17 protein-coding genes and 1 pseudogene are annotated in these 19,549 nt (G+C 45.4%); 6 read left to right on the plus strand and 12 right to left on the minus strand.

Annotated elements, in window-relative coordinates:
• Nucleotides 1-223: 223 nt before the first annotated feature.
• From trpA to L3V23_RS21425, 7 genes are all read right to left on the minus strand, one after another.
• The gene (gene trpA, locus L3V23_RS12235; RefSeq protein ID WP_102940588.1) at nucleotides 224-1,030 is read right to left on the minus strand and encodes a tryptophan synthase subunit alpha; all 807 of its coding nucleotides are present in this window, start codon (nucleotides 1,028-1,030) and stop codon (nucleotides 224-226) included.
• Entirely contained in the window at nucleotides 1,030-2,220 is a 1,191-nt protein-coding gene (trpB, locus tag L3V23_RS12240) for a tryptophan synthase subunit beta (RefSeq protein WP_042488314.1), read from the minus strand. The genes trpA and trpB overlap by 1 nt, the downstream gene beginning before the upstream one ends.
• Before the next feature lie 83 nt (nucleotides 2,221-2,303).
• Nucleotides 2,304-3,689 (minus strand): bifunctional indole-3-glycerol-phosphate synthase TrpC/phosphoribosylanthranilate isomerase TrpF, encoded by a 1,386-nt coding sequence (trpCF, locus tag L3V23_RS12245; protein WP_102967166.1) that lies wholly within the window; start codon nucleotides 3,687-3,689, stop codon nucleotides 2,304-2,306.
• Between the two features lie 112 nt (nucleotides 3,690-3,801).
• On the minus strand, nucleotides 3,802-4,800 hold the full coding sequence (gene trpD / locus L3V23_RS12250) for an anthranilate phosphoribosyltransferase (protein ID WP_042488317.1): 999 nt from the start codon (nucleotides 4,798-4,800) through the stop codon (nucleotides 3,802-3,804).
• A 73-nt stretch (nucleotides 4,801-4,873) separates the two neighbouring features.
• Nucleotides 4,874-5,452 (minus strand): aminodeoxychorismate/anthranilate synthase component II, encoded by a 579-nt coding sequence (locus L3V23_RS12255; protein ID WP_102940586.1) that lies wholly within the window; start codon nucleotides 5,450-5,452, stop codon nucleotides 4,874-4,876.
• A gap of 16 nt (nucleotides 5,453-5,468) precedes the next feature.
• Entirely contained in the window at nucleotides 5,469-7,055 is a 1,587-nt protein-coding gene (locus L3V23_RS12260; RefSeq protein WP_102967151.1) for an anthranilate synthase component 1, read from the minus strand.
• Between the two features lie 122 nt (nucleotides 7,056-7,177).
• Complete coding sequence (locus L3V23_RS21425; protein WP_102940584.1) at nucleotides 7,178-7,321, minus strand: Trp operon leader peptide; 144 nt, start codon at nucleotides 7,319-7,321, stop codon at nucleotides 7,178-7,180.
• A gap of 66 nt (nucleotides 7,322-7,387) precedes the next feature.
• Here L3V23_RS21425 and L3V23_RS12265 point away from each other — a divergent pair, with 66 nt between their 5' ends.
• From L3V23_RS12265 to rluB, 3 genes and pseudogenes are all read left to right on the plus strand, one after another.
• The gene (locus L3V23_RS12265; protein ID WP_102940583.1) at nucleotides 7,388-8,275 is read left to right on the plus strand and encodes a PHP domain-containing protein; all 888 of its coding nucleotides are present in this window, start codon (nucleotides 7,388-7,390) and stop codon (nucleotides 8,273-8,275) included.
• Nucleotides 8,276-8,277: 2 nt separating this feature from the next.
• Nucleotides 8,278-8,898 carry an L-threonylcarbamoyladenylate synthase gene (locus L3V23_RS12270; RefSeq protein ID WP_042488330.1) on the plus strand — a complete coding sequence of 207 codons (621 nt, stop codon included), beginning with the start codon at nucleotides 8,278-8,280 and terminating at the stop codon, nucleotides 8,896-8,898.
• A 214-nt stretch (nucleotides 8,899-9,112) separates the two neighbouring features.
• Nucleotides 9,113-9,973, plus strand: a pseudogene (gene rluB, locus L3V23_RS12275) (23S rRNA pseudouridine(2605) synthase RluB); the annotation flags it as partial.
• 299 nt (nucleotides 9,974-10,272) lie between these two features.
• On the opposite strand, the gene cydC reads toward rluB, so the two are convergent.
• The 3 genes from cydC to trxB form a co-directional block, all read right to left on the minus strand.
• A complete protein-coding gene (gene cydC, locus L3V23_RS12280) occupies nucleotides 10,273-11,994 on the minus strand; it encodes a cysteine/glutathione ABC transporter ATP-binding protein/permease CydC (RefSeq protein ID WP_102967150.1) in 1,722 nt (573 codons plus the stop codon).
• Complete coding sequence (gene cydD / locus L3V23_RS12285; protein WP_102967149.1) at nucleotides 11,987-13,789, minus strand: cysteine/glutathione ABC transporter permease/ATP-binding protein CydD; 1,803 nt, start codon at nucleotides 13,787-13,789, stop codon at nucleotides 11,987-11,989. The genes cydC and cydD overlap by 8 nt, the downstream gene beginning before the upstream one ends.
• A 121-nt stretch (nucleotides 13,790-13,910) precedes the next feature.
• Nucleotides 13,911-14,870, minus strand: a complete 960-nt coding sequence (trxB, locus tag L3V23_RS12290) for a thioredoxin-disulfide reductase (RefSeq protein ID WP_042488339.1) — start codon at nucleotides 14,868-14,870, stop codon at nucleotides 13,911-13,913.
• A gap of 170 nt (nucleotides 14,871-15,040) precedes the next feature.
• Between trxB and L3V23_RS12295 the strand changes: the two genes are divergently transcribed.
• The 3 genes from L3V23_RS12295 to L3V23_RS12305 all read left to right on the plus strand — a co-directional run bounded on the left by L3V23_RS12295 (nucleotide 15,041) and on the right by L3V23_RS12305 (nucleotide 17,751).
• The gene (locus tag L3V23_RS12295) at nucleotides 15,041-15,430 is read left to right on the plus strand and encodes an ACT domain-containing protein (protein WP_102955215.1); all 390 of its coding nucleotides are present in this window, start codon (nucleotides 15,041-15,043) and stop codon (nucleotides 15,428-15,430) included.
• 439 nt (nucleotides 15,431-15,869) lie between these two features.
• Nucleotides 15,870-16,526 carry a 2OG-Fe dioxygenase family protein gene (locus tag L3V23_RS12300; RefSeq protein WP_180980369.1) on the plus strand — a complete coding sequence of 219 codons (657 nt, stop codon included), beginning with the start codon at nucleotides 15,870-15,872 and terminating at the stop codon, nucleotides 16,524-16,526.
• Complete coding sequence (locus tag L3V23_RS12305) at nucleotides 16,510-17,751, plus strand: cysteine desulfurase-like protein (protein ID WP_102967147.1); 1,242 nt, start codon at nucleotides 16,510-16,512, stop codon at nucleotides 17,749-17,751. The genes L3V23_RS12300 and L3V23_RS12305 overlap by 17 nt, the downstream gene beginning before the upstream one ends.
• Before the next feature lie 73 nt (nucleotides 17,752-17,824).
• Here the strand turns inward: L3V23_RS12305 and L3V23_RS12310 are convergent, their stop codons facing one another.
• Nucleotides 17,825-18,652 carry a DUF2797 domain-containing protein gene (locus L3V23_RS12310; protein ID WP_102967146.1) on the minus strand — a complete coding sequence of 276 codons (828 nt, stop codon included), beginning with the start codon at nucleotides 18,650-18,652 and terminating at the stop codon, nucleotides 17,825-17,827.
• Between the two features lie 134 nt (nucleotides 18,653-18,786).
• Entirely contained in the window at nucleotides 18,787-19,518 is a 732-nt protein-coding gene (locus L3V23_RS12315; protein ID WP_102967165.1) for an ElyC/SanA/YdcF family protein, read from the minus strand.
• Nucleotides 19,519-19,549: the final 31 nt, after the last annotated feature.

A 19,549-nucleotide genomic window follows, 5' to 3' on the forward strand; every position in this document is an offset into this window, starting at 1 on the left:
CTGATGAAGTGGTCATTTATTCGTCATGGAAAACGTTTGCTTTAGGTTTTGGAACAGAAATGGGTAATGGCGGAGTGAGGGATATTTTGAACGAAATAGTCGGTGAAATGTTAAAAAAATGATCAATTCCTAAACTGGCTAGCCTTGAATAGCTATAAAATTGCCAGTTTAACATTGATCATTAGAAGTAGGTGGTAGGGTCACCAAACCCTACCTATTGCAACTATTTGATGGTCGCTTGTTTCATTGGTGTTATAAAACCAGCTAATGATTTCAGCAGAGCTTCAGGGTCATTTTGGTTTGTTTCGATGATTTTCACTACAGCAGAACCGGAGATCGCGCCAGCCGCGCCAGCCGCAATCGCTTGTTTTACCTGTTCCGGTTGGGAAATACCAAAACCAAGAAGTGCTGGTGGTGCATCAAACTGATTTAAACGCTCTAACAGTTCGTGCACTGGCATATTGGCTTTTGTTTCCGCACCAGTCACACCCGCACGCGAAAGCAGATAAGTGTAGCCTTTGCTCAATGAAGCCACAGATTTCAACGTTTCATCACTGGCTGTTGGTGGTGCAATGAAAATTGGCTTGATGCCGAATTTTTCCGCAGCCGCAACGAATTCAGCGCTTTCTGTGGTTGGTACATCGGCGACTAGCACTGAATCAACACCCGCTTCCTGACAACGTTGATAGAAGTTTTCAATACCGCGAGAGAACACCAAGTTCGCGTACATTAACAAACCGATTGGCGTGTCTGGATTCTTAACACGGATTTGCTTGATAAGGTCAAAACAGATATCCGGAGTAGTACCCGCCTGAAGGGCGCGATTGTTTGCTCCTTGAATCGTTGGACCATCTGCCAACGGATCTGAGAAGGGAAATCCGAGCTCAAGAGCATCTGCGCCTGCATCAATTAATGTCTGCATAATTTGCAGAGAAAGCTCAGGAGAAGGGTCCCCAATCGTTACAAATGGAACAAATGCGCCTTGGTTTTGCTCAGCTAAGCGCTGAAAAAGAGATTGATAACGATCCATTACAGCACTCCTTTATCTTGTAAAATTTTGTCCACGGTGAAGATATCTTTGTCTCCACGGCCAGACAGGTTAACCACTAATAACTGCTCTTTCTCTGGCTCAGCAAACGCCATTTTCAATGCGTGCGCTAAGGCGTGTGAAGATTCCAGCGCAGGAATGATGCCTTCTTTACGAGCAAGCAGTTGGAAAGCGTCCAATGCTTCATCGTCAGTGATGCTGTCGTATTCTGCACGGCCAATCGAGTTCAGATACGCATGTTGTGGACCCACAGAAGGGAAGTCCAGACCAGCAGAAATTGAGTAAGACTCTTCAACTTGACCGTATTCATCTTGCATCAATGGTGCTTTCATACCTAAGTAGATGCCTGTCTTACCATGTTTTAGAGGTGCGCCGTGTTGGTCGGTATCAATACCTTTACCCGCAGGCTCTACTCCGATGAGACGAACCGATTCTTCTTCGATGAAATCAGCGAACATGCCGATAGCATTAGAACCGCCGCCGACACAAGCAATAACTGCATCTGGTAAACGACCTTCACGGGCTAAAATCTGATTTTTAGTCTCTTCACCAATGATGTGCTGGAATTCACGAACAATGGTAGGGAATGGGTGAGGACCCGCAGCAGTGCCTAATAAGTAGTGGGTGTTTTCATAACTTGCAGACCAGTCACGCATTGCTTCATTACAAGCATCTTTTAAGGTCGCTGAACCAGAGTGTACAGGGATTACTTCTGCACCCATTAAGCGCATGCGGAAAACGTTCGGGCTTTGGCGCTCAACATCTTTTGCACCCATGTATACGCGACATTTCAAATCTAACAGTGCGCAAGCCAGAGCCGTTGCTACACCATGTTGACCAGCGCCGGTTTCAGCGATGATTTCGGTTTTGCCCATACGTTTTGCTAATAGTGCCTGACCAAGAACTTGGTTGGTTTTATGCGCGCCGCCGTGAAGCAAATCTTCACGTTTCAGATACAATTTAGTTTTAGTGCCTTTGGTGATGTTGCGCGTTAGCGTCAATGCCGTAGGGCGTCCAGCGTACTCCTGTAGCAGAGTCATAAATTCCGAACGGAACTCTGGGTCTTCTTGAGCATCAATAAAAGCTTGTTCTAGCTGGTCTAGAGCGGGTACTAAAATCTGAGGTACGTACTGACCACCGTACTCTCCAAAATAGGCGTTAAGTTTTGCCATGTTCATTATCCCTTAATTGCGATCCCCGTTTGTATATTCGGGGATACGATAATAGTCGTCGATGTGTTCGTATTTTCTAAAATTTAGTAATTTCTAATCGCACTGAAGGCTTGCTTCAACTTTGCTGCGTCTTTTTTACCGGGTTCGGATTCAACACCTGAGTTGAGATCTAATCCCATACATCCTAGTGTTGCCGCATGTTGTGCATTCTCTGGAGAAAGTCCGCCCGCCAGCATGACATTGGTCACCGAAGCTTTTGCCAGCAATGACCAATCAAATGAAGTTCCGGTGCCACCGCTTTGTGTGCCAACTTTGGCATCCAGTAAATGGCGGTCTACATGGTTTTCAATAAATGTAGGCAATTGGTCTGTTACCCCGTAGGCTTTCCAGATTTCTACCTGTTCAGGCAGAGCACTTCTCAGTTCATCAATAAATGCTTGCGATTCATCACCGTGTAATTGCACTGCAAATAACCCGAGCTGAACGGCGGTGTCCGCCACTTCTTTTACGGAGTGATTCTGAAATACACCCACATATTGCAAAGGTGCACCAGCCATAGTTAAACGTGCTGCTTCTGTATCAACATAACGTTTTGATTTAGGAACAAAAATCAGACCACCAAATACCGCGCCTGCTTGGTAAGCTTTCACTGCATCATCAGGGTGAGTCAGTCCGCATACTTTGTTTTCGCCCAGTACCACTTTACGTACCGCCAGTTCAAGGTTTTCCTGCGCCATTAACGCGCTGCCAATCAAAAATCCGCTAGCGTATGGCACCAAGTCACGCACCTGCTGGTGAGTGTAAATACCAGACTCAGAGATAACCGTTGTACCTTTTGGTAGCAGCGGTGCGAGTTCTTTCGTGCGGTTAAGGTCGGTTGATAGGTCGCGTAAGTTGCGGTTGTTAATTCCGATCACTTTTGCTTCAAGCGCAACGGCTCTGTGAATTTCTTCTTCGTTGCTGGTCTCAGTCAGAATGCCCATACCGAGTTCATGAGCCACAGCAGCCAGTTCTTTATATTGCTCATCATTGAGAACAGAAAGCATCAGCAGAATTGCGTCTGCGCCGTAATGACGAGCCAGATAAACCTGATAAGGGCTGATCATAAAGTCTTTGCACAGTACCGGTTGTGTTACCTGAGAACGAATGCGTGGCAGAAACTCAAAGTTACCCTGAAAGTATTTTTCGTCTGTCAGAACAGAAATTGCGTTCGCGTACTGGTTGTACACCGATGCGATATAATCCAAATCAAAATGCTGACGAATCAAACCTTTTGATGGCGATGCTTTTTTGCATTCCAGAATGAAAGCTGTTTTGCCGTTGTCCGAATTTTGATGACCTAAAGCTTGGTAGAAATCGCGATCAGATGTGGTCAGAAGATTTTTAAAGCTCTCAAGAGGCTGCTCTTTCTGGCGATCTTCAACCCATACCGCTTTGTCTTTGACGATTTTGGCTAACACTTCCGCCATTTTCGTATTTTCAACGGAAATATGTTCAGAGAGTTGTTGTGGTTGTCCGCTCTCAGCTTTCTCGTTAGCAAGAAGTTCGTTACTGACGTTGGTTTCGTTAGACATGTCGACGTTAACCTCGATTCGCTAATTGTTGAACTAATTCGTAAGCTTTACCTGAGTTCATAACGTCAATGGCTTGCGCCGCGTTCGCTTTGAGGTCTTCTTTTCCAAATAGTCGTAAAAGAAGAGCAACGTTGACAGCAACAGCAGCGAGTTGTGCAGGCGTTCCTTTGCCATTGAGGATATCAGTGATGATGGCGCGGTTTTCTTCAGGCTCCCCACCTTTGATTGCGTCTAGCGGGTAAGTCTCTAATCCAAAATCTTGCGGTGTCAGAGTGTATTCAACAATCTTACCGTCTTTGATCTCTGCAACATGGGTTTCACCATGTACCGCCACTTCATCTAATCCTGAGCCATGAACTACAGCGGCTCTTTTGAGACCCATTTGTAACATGGTTTCCGCAATAGGACGAACCAAATCTAAGCTATAAACACCCATTAATTCGATATTGGGTCTCGCAGGGTTAATCAGTGGACCTAAAATGTTGAATATGGTGCGAGTTTTCATGGTTTGACGCACAGGCATCGCATGGCGAACACCACCGTGATACTGAGGTGCAAACAAGAAAGCGACACCCAAATCGTCCAGTGCTTGACGAGTGTCTTCAGCACTCATTGCTAGGTTGATACCGAATGAATCGAGAAGATCAGAAGAACCTGATTTGCTAGAAACGCCACGGTTACCGTGTTTTGCGACTTTTACGCCACACGCGGCTGCAACAAATGCTGAAGTGGTTGAGATATTGATGGTATTGGAACCATCGCCACCAGTACCAACAATGTCAGCGAAGTCATAATCCGGGCGCGGGAAAGGATTGGCGTTCGCCAGCAAAGCTTTGGCTGCACCCGCAATTTCATCCGGCGTTTCGCCTTTAATTTTCAAAGCTGTCAGTACCGCAGACATCAGAATCGGGTCCATTTCGCCACGGATGATATGGTCGAACAACTCTTGGCTTTCGCTTTGGCTTAGTGACTGTTGCTCGTAAAGTTTGTTGATGATGTTTTGCATGTTTCTATTCCTTATCCTTTTCGCCACTGTCTTGTTGGGCTCTAATCTTTTTCGTTGAATGCGCTTGAGATAATTAACTGAGCGCCCAATCAATCGCGTTTTCTAACAGTGTTGCTCCCTGCGTTGTCATGATGGATTCTGGGTGAAATTGGAATCCACACACCTTGTCTTGTTCATGCACAACCGACATCACTAATCCATCAACTTCAGCGGTTACGGTTAACTCTTCGCTCACATGCGTTGCGACCAGTGAGTGATAACGAGCAATTGCCAGTGGCGACGGTAGTCCTTGGTAAAGCGCGTGGTTTTGATGTTCCATCATGGATACTTTGCCGTGAACGATTTCACCAGCGCCGGCAACCGTACCGCCATAAGCTTCAACAATCGCCTGATGACCAAGGCAGATACCAATCATTGGCACTTTACCTTTCAGACGTTTTAGAATTTCTGGCATGACGCCGGCTTCAGAAGGCGCGCCCGGACCTGGCGATAAAACGATAACTGGCTGCTCTAGGGCTTCCACTGCATTTTGAATGGTGTCTGCCGCAATATGGTTACGGTAAATCGTGACCTGATGACCCAATGAACGGAACTGATCAACCAAGTTGTAGGTGAATGAATCAAAGTTGTCGATGAATACGATATTCGCCATGAGTTATTCCTCCTACTTACGCTTTATTTAAAGAAGATTGCGCTTGGTGAGCGTGTTGAATCGCTGAAATGACGGCTTGAGCTTTACCGCGTGTTTCATCTGCTTCTGCTTGTGGATCGGAGTCGAAGACCACGCCAGCACCGGCTTGAACTTGAGCGATACCGTTTTCCACATAAGCAGAGCGAATCACGATACAAGTATCCAAATCGCCTTCACCGGTCAGGTAACCCACCGCGCCACCGTAACTACCACGACGTTCTTTCTCTACGTTACGAATCAGCTGCATAGCGCGGATTTTTGGCGCACCGGTCAGCGTGCCCATGTTCATACATGCTTGGTAAGCGTGCAGAGCATCTAAGTCCTGACGAAGCTGACCAACCACGCGAGAAACTAAGTGCATCACATGGCTGTAACGGTCTACTTTAAGTAAGTCGGCCACATGGCGAGTACCCGCTTGCGAGATACGAGCCACATCGTTACGTGCCAAATCCACCAACATCATGTGTTCCGCGTTTTCCTTTTTATCCAGACGCAGTTCCAGTTCGATACGGCTGTCCAAATCAAAATCAATACTGCCATCAGCGCGTTTGCCACGACGACGAGTTCCCGCAATAGGGTAGATTTCAATTTGGTTGGTTTCTTTCTCGTACTTCAGAGCACTTTCAGGTGAAGCTCCGAACAGAGTGAAACGCTCGTCCTGCATGTAAAACATGTAAGGGCTAGGGTTGCTCTTTTTGAGCTGCTCATACGCTGCAAGTGGAGAAGGGCAAGGAAGTGTAAAGCGGCGAGACGGTACCACCTGGAAGATGTCGCCTTTCACGACGTAGTCTTTCAAGTCTCGAACTATGGAGCAAAACTCTTCATCGCTGATGTTAGTGTTAACCGATACGTCTGCGACTTTTTCAGCTTGTGGCTGCAATTGAGGAATCGCAGCTTGCTCAGTAATAACAGCAAGACGACTGATGAGAGCTGTATGTGTTTCTGTGGTGCGTGAGAATGCGGTTGCTTGAAGTTGACAAGTCTCAGTCTGGTGGTCGACTACCATTAATGTCTCTGCCACATAAAAAACGTAATCAGGGCATTGGTTACTTTGTATTGCATCACCAAGTGGTTCAAAGTTGGCAACTAGGTCATAAGCAAATAAACCACCAATGAAAATGGCGTGTTTGTCTTGTTTGCTGAGATCAAAGCTGTGCTGAACAAGGCGTAATGCGTCGAATGAAGACGCTTCTTTTAAACGCGAATCTTCATCTAGCGTATCGCACGGCGCTTCAAAGTTCAGAGTAAGAAGCGAGCCTTCCAGTGTAGCTGGAATGGCATCAACAATGTTCTGCTTTAAAATTTCAACCAACTGCATACCATTGTCGGTTAAAGCTTGGAAAGTCACTTTATGACCTAAACAAGTGATTCGCACGGCGGCGTCAATAAGCAGCAAGCTTTTGAGGTTCTGTTTTGAATCAATTTCAGCAGACTCAAGCAACAAACAGTCTGTTTTGCCTTCGCACAGTGCGTGAAATAGTGCTGTAGGATCTTGCGTATAAGGGATAGAGGTCTTGATGACTTCTAACTGTGCAAGGTTTTTAATTTCAATGGCCTTGTTCACAAGACCTCCTTATTAAATCGTCTGAATTTGTTCTCTAACCAGTTGAAAGTAGGGGATGTGATATGTCAACTGATAAAATAAAAGCCCGCTAATTGCGGGCTTTATGAATGCGTTTCTCTGAATTAGAAGTGCACGTTTGCCCGCCATGAATCTGACCACATACGCCACCAATTAATATTAAGCTCAGCAGAAGCTGTGCTTAAATTAGAATATGGGTTTGTGTTGATTTCTTGTAACATAGCAAGCCTTAATTTGTGCTCTCGTATTTGTGTACTAGTAAACTAGTGCGAGAGGTGAAAGTCAAGCCTTAAAAACAGGCAAAATTAAAAAATATGAAAATAGACTTACATAGTCACACGACAGCGTCTGATGGTCGCATGTCTCACCAAGAGCTGATCGAACGCGCTATCGGATTTAATGTTGATGTTCTTGCGATTACAGATCACGACACCATTGAGGCGTTAGCGCCGGCACGCGCTTATATTGAAGAGAAACAGCATCCGATTACGCTCATCAATGGTATTGAAATCTCGACGGTTTGGCAGAATAAAGACATTCATATTGTTGGTTTAAATATCGACCCATTGAATCCGCATCTGCAAGGTCTAATCGAGCAACAGAAAGAACACCGAGTCGGACGTGCGGAGCTGATTGCTCATCGATTAGAGAAATCAACCCGAGAAGGCGTGCTTGAGGAAGTCAAAGCGATTGCAGGCGATGCACCGATCACGCGTGCCCATTTTGCTAAATGGCTGGTGGATGCGGGTTATGCGAAAAATCTTCAGCAGGTCTTTAAGAAATTTTTAACGCGCGATAACCCGGGTTATGTGCCGCCAAATTGGTGCTCAATGGCTGATGCGGTTAACGCGATTCATGCCGCCGGAGGGCTGGCGGTGCTTGCTCATCCGGCTCGATATAACTTGACGGCTAAGTGGCTTAAGCGCTTAATTGCTGCGTTTGTAGAAGCCGGTGGTGACGCAATGGAAGTTGCTCAACCTCAACAAGCGCCACAAGAAAGGCGCACTTTGGCTGATTATGCTATACAATACAACCTATTAGCTTCTCAAGGCAGTGACTTTCATTACCCGTCTCCGTGGATGGAGTTAGGGCGAAATTTATGGCTGCCTTCTGGCGTGGAACCAGTCTGGAAAGACTGGGAAATACTCTCTAAAGACACAGCTGAGAGACTAGGGCAAGAGACCCTAGGTAATGAGGAATAATAATGAGCCAGTTTTTTTATGTTCATCCAGAAAACCCACAAGCGCGTTTAATCAATCAAGCGGTTGCTATTATTCGTAATGGTGGTGTGATTGTTTACCCAACTGATTCCGGTTATGCATTAGGCTGTCAGTTAGAAAATAAACAGGCATTAGAGCGTATTTGTCAGATTCGTCGTTTAGACGACAAACACAACTTCACATTGTTGTGCCGCGACTTGTCTGAGATTTCACTTTATGCCCGCGTGGATAACACGGCTTTCCGTTTATTGAAGAACAACACGCCGGGGCCCTACACCTTTATTTTTAAAGGTACGAAAGAGGTGCCGCGTCGTTTAATGAATCCTAAGCGTAAAACCATTGGTATCCGTATTCCGGACAACAAAATCGCGTTGGATCTGCTTGAAGCATTGGGCGAGCCTTTGATGTCGACTTCACTTATTTTACCGGGCAATGAGACGACGGAATCGGATCCTGAAGAAATTCGTGATCGTCTTGAACACGCGGTAGATGTGATTCTCAATGGCGGATTTTTGGGTGAACAGCCGACAACAGTGATTGATTTCAGCGATGATGAGCCACAAGTTGTTCGTGTTGGTTCGGGTGACCCAATACCGTTCGAATAAGCGGTGAAAAGAGACAAGTTTCTTTTTTGTTCACGCTCGCGTCCACTCAGGTTTGCCTTGTGAAATCTCTACTTAGTTTGGGGATAAACTGGGTGCTTTTGTCGGTGTAATCTGTAATAATACGCGACCGCGATTTTTGCCAGAAAAACTGGTACTGAAGTCAGATCGCATACTAATATTTCGACGTCTGAGAAGACGACACAAAGGTAGATAAATGAGCGAAAAGTTACAAAAGGTTTTAGCACGCGCCGGTCATGGTTCTCGTCGTGAGTTAGAAGCTCTGATTAGAGCTGGTCGTGTTAGTGTTAATGGCAAGGTAGCTGCGTTGGGTGAGCGCTTAGAAGATGAAAGCGCTGTTGTACGTATTGACGGGCATACCGTATCTGCAAAAGCACAAGAAGAAGTTGTATGTCGCGTACTTGCGTATTACAAACCAGAAGGTGAGTTATGTACTCGTCATGACCCTGATGGTCGCCGTACGGTTTTTGATCGTCTACCGAAAATTCGCGGTTCGCGCTGGATTTCAGTAGGTCGTCTGGATGCAAACACTTCAGGTCTGCTTCTGTTCACTACTGATGGTGAGTTGGCCAACCGTTTGATGCACCCAAGCCGTCAAGTGGAACGTGAATACTTAGTGCGTGTTTTCGGTGAAGTAACTGAAGATAAAGTACGTAACCTTGTTCGTGGTGTTCAACTTGATGACGGTTTAGCACGTTTCGAAGACGTGGTTTACGCTGGTGGTGAAGGTATGAACCACACCTTCTACGTTGTTATCAACGAAGGTCGTAATCGCGAAGTTCGTCGTCTTTGGGAATCTCAAGAGACCACAGTTAGCCGTCTTAAACGTGTACGTTATGGTGATATCTTCCTAGATAAGAAATTGCCTCGTGGCGGTTGGATGGAACTAGACCTTAAGCAAGTAAACTACTTGCGTGAACTGGTTGATCTACGTCCAGAAGACGAAACGATGCTTGATGTGTCTAAAGACAACACTTCTCGCAAGCGTGAGCGTTCTCGTAGTCAAAAAATTCGTCGTGCAGTACGCCGCCATGAAGAGCGCGTAACAGCACCGGCACCAAAGGGTCGCCGTAAGCCAACAGCTGCGACAAACAAGCCATCATCTGGTGAGCACGGTTCTCGCGCAAAAGCGGGTACAGCTGCTGGTAAAGGCCAAGCAGGTGGCAAAGGCAGAACAGGCGGAAGACCAGCGCAAAAGAATACGCCTCGTACGCGTAAGTAAACTGAATTTATCAGACTCTCTAATTTGAAAAATCCCGAGCTTAGCTTGGGATTTTTTGTATCTGAAGCCGGTATCTTTTCGCTGGCTGGAGAAGAGAATAAAAAGCCCTTTAGTAAACTAAAGGGCTTTGTTTTTTATAGCGTTTGGTTAAGCTGATAGTAGCGACCTTGCTGCGCTAGTAACGCTTCATGGTTACCATGTTCGACAACTTCACCTTGTTCAATTAGGCATATCGCATCCATTTGATCCAAATTAATCAGACGGTGCGTAATGAATATGACCGTTTTACCCGAGAAATGAGACTTAAACAGATCCATGATTTGCTGTTCTGTTTGTTTATCCAAACCTTCGGTAGGTTCATCCAACAATAGGATAGGGGCGTTATGCAAAATGGCGCGTGAGATACCAATACGGCGTTTCTCACCGCCTGAAAGCTGACGTCCACCATCACCTAGCCAAGCATCTAACCCCGGAGCTTCAAGCAGCTTTTGTAATCCCACTCGCTCTAGAATTGCGCACAATTCTTCATCCGTAGCTTGCGGTTTTGCCATTAGCAGGTTGTCGCGTAAGGTGCCATTCAAGATGTCGACACGTTGACTCACCACACTGATGGATGCACGCAGGTCACTTTCACTCCAGTTTTTCAGAGGCGTACCGGCGATTCTAATCTCACCTTGGTTAGCATCCCAGTAACGGCAGAGCAATTGGATCAGTGTTGATTTACCAGAACCGGTTTGACCAACAATAGCAAGTTTGTGGCCGGCTGGAACCGAAACTTGGACATTGTTCAGCACTTGCTGTTCGCTGTCTGGGTATTGGAACGACACTCCGTTGAACTCAACTGAAAACTCACCTGAATGCGGTGCATTTTGTTTAGGGAATACAACGTCTGGCTCACTAAGAATAACTTCATTCAAACGACGGGCAGAAGTCAGTGTTTGGCCTAAATGTTGGAATGCTCCTGCAATCGGCATAAGTAGCTCAAAGCTTGCCATGGTTGCGAAGATCATCAGAGCGATCATAGGGTCAGGCGCCTGACCGTTGACACCATCAGCCGCTAACCACAGCATCAGAACAAGTGTCCAGCCATTTGCCAATAACAGAAGGGCTTGGGCTAAACCAGTAAAGCTCGCATTGATCTTCTGATTGGTCAGCAGTTTTTCTTGCGCGGTATAAATGGCTTCACGGTAGCGAGATTCCGCACCAAAGATAGTAAGTTCGCTATAGCCTTGCAGCCAGTCCATGGTTGCAATACGCATGTCTGCTTTATTTTGGGTAAGTTCAGCACCGTTACGTTTGCCAAGCTTGTAGAACATAACTGGCCAAAGCAGTAAGAGTACAAATAAAACGGAACCCAGTACTAACCCTAAGCTTGAGTCAAACCAGCAAAGTAGGGCAGTGATTGCAGCAATACCGAATACACCAACAGTCACTGGGCTGATAAGGCGTAAGTAAACATGGTCCATTGCATCGATATCGGCAACAAGACGGTTTAAAAGGTCTGCATCACGCAGGTTTGAGATTCGGCCCGGAATCATAGGTGCGAGTTTTTCAAAAAAGAAAATTCGCAAGTCAGTCAGCAGTTTGAACGTGGCGTTATGGCTTACGACTCGCTCGCCCCAGCGTCCCGCCGTGCGTCCCATGGCGAAACCGCGAACGAATGCGCCCGGCAACATATAGTTGAACGTTTCACGGGCAATCGTTAAGCCAGCTACCGCAGCGGCAGAGAGGAACCAGCCTGAAAGCGTAAGCAAACCAATGGATGCTAATAGGGTTAGAAACGCCAGCAACATCCCGAGAGACAAACCAAACCAGTGCTTTTTATAAAGTTTTAAGTATGGTAGTAAATCACGCATCGAGATTCCCCTTATCAGCTTCTTGAACGGCTTGATTGGACGCTAACATTGAGGCAAAAAGACCTTGTTGTTGGCTGAGCGTATTGAAATCTCCGGATTGCTCAAGCAGACCATCGCGCATGACGAGGATTTGATTAACGGATTTCAACGGGAGTAGTTGGTGAGTGACAAGCAGTGCTGTTTTGTCTGCAATTTGAGTATTAAGACCTTGCATGACTAATTGTTCGCTGCGTGCATCTAAACTCGCGGTTGGTTCATCCAGTAACCAGAAACGGCCTTTTTGTAGCATCGCACGGGCTAAGGCTAAGCGTTGTGCCTGACCCACAGACAAGCCACCAGAGCGGTCACTGATCATATAATCCAGACCATGCTTATTAACAAACTCTGAGGCATAAGCATTATCGAGCACTTCTTGAACGGCTTGGTCAGTAATATCGCTCTTACCCAGGGTTACGTTGTCACGAATCGTACCATGTACCAGTAACGGGTTTTGACCAACCCAGCTAATCGCTTTGCGCCAACTTGTATGATCGAGTTGGCTGAGCTCGATGCCATTAATCGTCAAACTGCCTTGATATGGCATAAATCCTAAAATGGCATTTATCAGGCTGGTTTTACCTGCGCCGCTTGGGCCAACTAACGCTGTGGTTTCATGGCTGTTCAATGTGAAAGAAACAGGACCAACTAAGCGTTTACCTTCAGGGCTAAGCACTTCCAAATCACGAGCAACGATCTCAACAGAATCATTGGTCGATTGATGATTCGCTGGAAGAGGCGTTGAACCCGAAGCCACTTTGCTCACATCGGTTTGTAAGAACTCAACAATACTTTCAGCCGCACCCACCGCTTGCTGTTTCGCATGATAATAAGTGCCCAGCTCACGCAGCGGCTGATAAAACTCAGGAGCGAGAATAAGAATAAACAAACCGGAGAACAAGGTGACGCCTGCGCCGTAGTAACCAAATTCTAATTCGCCGATAAAGCTGAAACCGAAGTAAACCGCAGTAATCGCAATTGAAATCGATGTAAAGAACTCAAGTACAGCGGAAGACAAGAATGCTATGCGTAAAACATCCATAGTTCGTTTACGGAATACTTCAGATGCTCCGCGCATATGCTCTGTTTCTGCTGCGGTATGGTCAAACAGACGAATTGTCGTCATTGACTGTAAGCGGTCATAGAAGTGACCAGAAAGGCGTTGCAGTGCTTTGAAGTTTTTTCTGCCTGCGTCAGCGGCTTTAATACCAACCAGCGCCATAAATAGTGGAACAAGGGGAGCAGTGATCAGGAAAATCAAACCCGCAGCCCAGTTGACTGGAAAGACGACAATGAGAATGACAAACGGGATCAATACGGAAAGCGACATCTGCGGTAAGTAACGAGCAAAGAAGTCGTGCATGTTTTCAACTTGCTCAAGTGTCAGCGTCGCCCATGCGCCAGCAGGCTTGCCTTTGATATAAGCAGGGCCTAACTCACGCAGTTTATCGAAGATTAACTGGCGGATATAAATTCGGATTTCTTTACCGGCTTTAAAGCCTGCGATCTCTCGTCCCCAAGTACATCCAGCGCGTGCAGCAACAGTTACCACTAAACCCAAAAAGTAAGGGATTAGCGAGTATTTATCTGCATGCTCGATAATCAGTTGATGCAAAATTGTCGCGAGCAGAGCCGCTTGGGCAAGTAGAAATAGGCTCGAAAGTACCCCAAGCCCAACAGCAATCATAAGCCAGCGTTTGGCTAATTTACTTTGCTGCTTGAGCCATGCGTTCAAGCTACGTTGTTTTTTCTTATCCATTATGTAAAGGCTTAATAATGTTTCTTCTTATATGTTGAGGGCAGGTAGTATACAAAAGAAAACCCAGAGGATATACCGCTGGGTTTTATGAGTTAGATATTAATATTGTAAATTCTAATGCTTATTTATCATTAAGACTATCTAGGTAACGCTCTGCGTCTAACGCAGCCATACAACCAGTACCGGCAGAAGTAATCGCCTGACGGTAGTTGTGGTCCATAACGTCACCTGCTGCAAAGATACCTTCGATGCTGGTTTGAGTGGCGTTACCTTCCAGACCTGATTTCACGATAATATAGCCGTCTTTCATTTCAAGCTTGCCTTCAAAAATCGCTGTATTCGGCTGGTGACCAATCGCGATGAATGCACCCATGACTTCAAGGTCTTCAGTTTTGTCTGACTGCGTATCTTTCAGGCGAACACCTGTTACACCCATCTCATCACCCAATACTTCATCAAGAGTACGATCGGTGTGCAGAACGATATTGCCGTTCTCTACTTTGTCCATCAGACGGTTTATCAAGATCTTTTCTGCACGGAAGCTATCGCGACGGTGAATCAGATGAACTTCAGATGCGATGTTTGATAGATACAGAGCTTCTTCAACCGCAGTGTTACCACCGCCAACAACCGCAACTTTCTGGTTACGATAGAAGAAACCGTCACACGTCGCGCAAGCCGATACGCCACGACCTTTAAAGGCTTCTTCAGAATCCAGACCGAGATATTTCGCTGATGCACCAGTTGAAATAATTAACGCATCACAGGTGTATTCGCCTGAATCACCTTTTAGACGGAAAGGACGCTGGCTGAAATCCACTTCGTTGATGTGGTCGAACACGATCTCTGTTTCAAATCGCTCTGCGTGTTCTTTCATTCTTTCCATTAGTGCTGGGCCTGTTAGACCTTCAGCGTCACCCGGCCAGTTTTCGACTTCAGTTGTCGTAGTCAACTGACCGCCTTGTTGCATGCCAGTCACTAACACAGGGTTTAAATTCGCGCGCGCTGCATATACCGCTGCGGTATAGCCAGCAGGGCCCGAACCTAAGATAAGAAGTTTGCAATGTTTAACGTCGCTCATTATTGCTCCAATCGTTTAATGATCGAAAAGTTAACTCGATTGTAGGGATAAATTACTAGGAATAAAAGGAGAAACAGCCGAATAAATGGTTATAGTTTAGAATTATAAATAGGGTTGAATTCCTTGTTTTTAAAAGGGATTTGAGCCATTAACTGGAGAATGGACTAAAAATGGCGGGAATAACAGACTTACAACAACTACTTAGTTCAATGCAGCCACATTTAGTTGAAGAGGAATTTGTGTTTTGCACACTAACTGGCAAGGTAGATGAGTACCTGCACTGGCGACCCGTTGCGACTTTCTGTGAACAAGAAGGCTTAAGTTTGGTGATACGTAAACAGACGGCTTTGGAGAATCACATCAAGTTTGAAAACACATACCGACAAATCACTTTAACGGTGCATTCCAGTCTCGATGCTGTTGGGTTGACGGCTGCTGTGTCTACCAAATTAGCTTCTCATGGTATTAGCGCGAATGTGATTGCCGCTTTTTATCACGATCATATTTTTGTTCAATCCTGTCATGCCGAGACGGCATTAACGCTTCTATCAAATTGGTAGCTTGAAGTGAAATGACCGGAATTTTTTCGGTCTTCTTCGCTTATCTCGCCTGACATTAAATGACTTCATATTGACTTGAATCTAGGGCTTTTACACTAGGCTTTCCTCTCTTCGTTTGACTTGTGGCATAGCGAAAAATTCTTCACCCTTTAAATCAGCGATGTTAAGCGAATTCGCCTTAGGCAATGAAGAATAATAGTTTTAAATGAGTATGTTAGGTGAGTTTAAGGGAAAGCGTTCAAATTTAGCCTACCTAAAGGTTGCGGGTTGAAGTAATAGACCGCTATTTTGATAATTATTAGTGTATTGTTCTTTTTTGTTTGAATGTGTGGGTTTTATTGCCGTAAAAACTGGAATTCACCAAATTAATGCGTACTATAAATGTAAAATAATTGTTAAATATAATAATAACAAAAGTGTCTTCATTAAGGAGTCGATGATGTTGCACTCACACTTAAATACCCTACATATAACTCAATTGAGTCAAAACGCTTTATCTCAGCTTGCGCCATCCTTTGTTAACTTGCCACGTACTGATCATGCTGACGGGCAGTATCGACTACGTCGCTACTCTGTGGTTCGGTTTATCGAAGGTAAAGTGGTTCCGACGGACAAACACGACTTTATGCAATCCGACGACATTAACCATTTCCAAGGCAATGTCGTTCGTCATTTCGAACCGATCTTATCCTCGACTTTGAAAAGTGAAGGTATGAGAGAAATGTGCGAGCTGTTTGTCACCAGCAATGAACTTCCAGACGGTCAAGAAATCGAAATCCACCAGATGCGGATAGCGGCTATTTACGATGAAACCCAAGTTGCACCTGAAGGTGTTCATCAAGACGGCTTTGACCATATCGCCATTATTGGTATCGACCGACACAACATTGTGGGTGGGGAAATCATGCTTTACCAAGACTGTCATGACGCGCCGTTTTTCCGCAAAGTGTTAGATAACGGTGAAGTTGCGATGCTGGCAGATAACATACTTTGGCATAACGCTCGTCCGATTCGTTCAGTCGAACATGGTGAAGAAGGGCATATGGACGTATTCGTATTAACCGCGAAAGGAGCAAAGAATGCCCTCCAATCTTAATGCATTCAGTTTAGAAGCCGTGAGAGGGCAGTTTTCTGCTCTCTCTCAAATGCATAACGACAAACCTGTCATTTTCTTTGATGGGCCGGGTGGTTCTCAGGTACCGCAATCTGTGATTGAACAGATGTCGCACTACCTTGGTCACTACAACTCTAATTTGGGTGGACACTATTTTTCCAGCCGAATTACCACCGATTTGATGCAACAGGCTCGCGAACATGCACAGGCTCTTCTAAATGCAGAGTCTTCAGGCAATATTGTTTTTGGCGCAAACATGACGTCACTGACTTTTCAGCTTAGCCGAGCCATCAGTCGAGAGTGGAATGAAGGTGATGAAATCATAGTGACGTCACTTGACCATTACTCGAATGTTTCAAGTTGGCAACAAGCCGCACAGGACAAAGGGGTTGTTGTTCATCAGGCACAAGTGGATATTACAGACTGCACTTTGGATACCGAACACTTACTGTCTTTAATCAACTCTAAAACTAAGCTGGTAGCGGTGACTTATGCTTCGAATACCACAGGCTCAATTGTTGATGTGAAACGCATTGTCGATGAGGCGCATCGCTTTGGCGCTATCGTCTATGTTGATGCGGTTCACTATGCGCCGCATCACCTGATTGATGTTCAGCAGTTGGGTTGTGATTTTCTTGCGTGTTCTGCCTATAAGTTCTTCGGCCCACATGTGGGCATTGCTTATGTGGCACCTCACTGGTTGCATGCGTTGAAGCCTTATAAGGTTGAACCGGCAACCAATATTGGTCCGGGTCGCTATGAAACGGGCACGCAAAGCTTTGAAGGTTTAGCGGGTGTGATTGCGGCGATTGAATATCTCGCCCAATGGGGGAACCCCGATGACAGTTTGCGCCAACGACTGATCACGAGCTTTGAGCAGTATAATCACCATGAACAACAATTAAGTGCTTACTTTCTGGAAAAATTAAGCCAGCTCAAAGGCGTGACACTTTATGGTTTACCGTGTTCTGATAGTGAAAAACGTACCCCAACATTTGCGATTCGAATGAACCACTTCCCGCCGGAATTTGTCGCAAAAACCTTAGGTGAGCACAACATCTGTGTTTGGAACGGGCATTTCTATGCTTTGGGATTGGTTCGTCAGCTTGGGTTGGAACAAAATGGTGGTGTGATTCGTATAGGCTTTATGCACTACAACACCAAAAGCGAAATAGACGAGCTGTTTAAAGTGCTCTCTAGCTTGTAGGTTCTGAAATAACAAAGTCTTAAGAAGAAGGGCTCGGTACTTACACCGAGCCCTTCTTCTTTATAAATAGAGCTTATTCTGCACTCACTTCAACTTCATAAGAGGTGAATTTACGAATGTTGATAACACCCGTATCCAAAATGAGGTATTGGCCTTTTATGCCTTGCAGTACGCCGCTAACAACCGGCTCTTTATCAAAGTTATGCGAGGTGATCTTGCTTGGAAACACTTCTACAGGGTATTGAATTTCGGTGATTTGAGCGTTGACCTCTTCAACGGCATCGTCACCGAATCGCTGTTTAATCTCTGCGATCTTTTCTTCAACCAGTGGACGCAGCTTAGCAAACTGTTCCTCTAAAGGGAGCGGGGCACCATTGCCTTTTAACAGCGTACGCCAGTTTGTTTTGTCGGCGATGTGCTTAGCCAGTTCTACTTCAACCAAGCCAGAGATATGGCGTGTTTTAACCTTATAGATAGGCAGACCTTGAGTCGCCCCTTGATCTATCCAGCGGGTTGGAATTTGTGTATGACGCGTGATGCCCACTTTTAAACTTGATGTATTTGATAAGTAAACATAATGGTCAACCATGCAGTGGTCTTGTGCCCAATCAGGTTCACGGCAGGTGCCTTGATCAAAATGGCAAGTTTCCGGCTTCATAATACACATGTCGCAGCTCGCCAGTTTAGTCATGCACACATAGCAATGACCTTGCGAATAACTTTTCTTGGTTTTCTTGCCGCATGAACAACAGAAAATATTGCCTGTGTGCTTTAACGTGATGGGTTTATTGATGAACGGATTCAGGTCGACAAAACCTTCGCCGACAGGCAATTGATAGTGGACATTTTCGCCCAGTTGAGCGCGCATTTTGTTTAATACGCCCGATGCGATGACTGACATGACATTACTCGTGTTTTATTAGTTTGCGCCAACTGTAACAAAAAAAAGTAGCAACAATAAATAATGGCGGCAAAAAACCAAGAATTGTCAGCTAAAAGCTATTGAGAGTCGTTGTGTGGCGATTGTTCTGCCAGTTATTCAACCGGTTGAGCTTGTGGTGTTGAGTCTGTGGTCTGTTCTGAATTTGTCGTTGCTTCTTCTAATTCAGTGGTAGTTTCTGACTCAATAATAATCGGCTCTTTAGGACCTAAAAACTTAGGCTGTGTGTTGAAAATGTAGAGATCGAAAAATGCTTTGGTGCGCGCAAAAACTTCCCGAGTGCGAGTCTTAATTCCAGAATGATTAACCGGATCTGACACCGCTAGGCAGGTGGCATTGATGTCGTGATACTTAGCAATAAACAGCGCACGCTCACAATGGAAGCGTTGCGTGATGATCAAGAAGTTATCGGTATCAAAAATGCGTTTTGCGCGAACAATGGAATCTAGGGTTCTGAATCCAGCGTAATCCAAGAAAATACTGCCATCAGGTATACCCGCTTTGAGCAAATCCCGTTTCATTGTCCAAGGTTCATTGTAGGAACGGTGCGCATTGTCGCCACTGAGTAAGAAGCGATTTACTTTACCCAAGTCATAAAGTGAGATAGCTGCATTGATGCGGTGTGAATAGTATTCGTTAAGCGTTTTGCCCAGATACTTACTGGTGCCCAAAACCACAGCTACCTGAAATTCAGGAACCTGTGTGATATCGCTGATGATATGGTCTTCACTTCTCAAGCTTACCCAGCGATCGATTCCATAAATGGAGAGTGCGCTTAAGATAATCAAGACAGAGAGAAGTCGTAGACCACGCTTAAGTAACGACATGCCTTTAAACTTACCGTTTTTACATTTACGC

The sequence above is a fragment of the Vibrio sp. A1-b2 genome (assembly GCF_021726015.1).
Classification (GTDB): Bacteria; Pseudomonadota; Gammaproteobacteria; order Enterobacterales; family Vibrionaceae; genus Vibrio; species Vibrio diazotrophicus.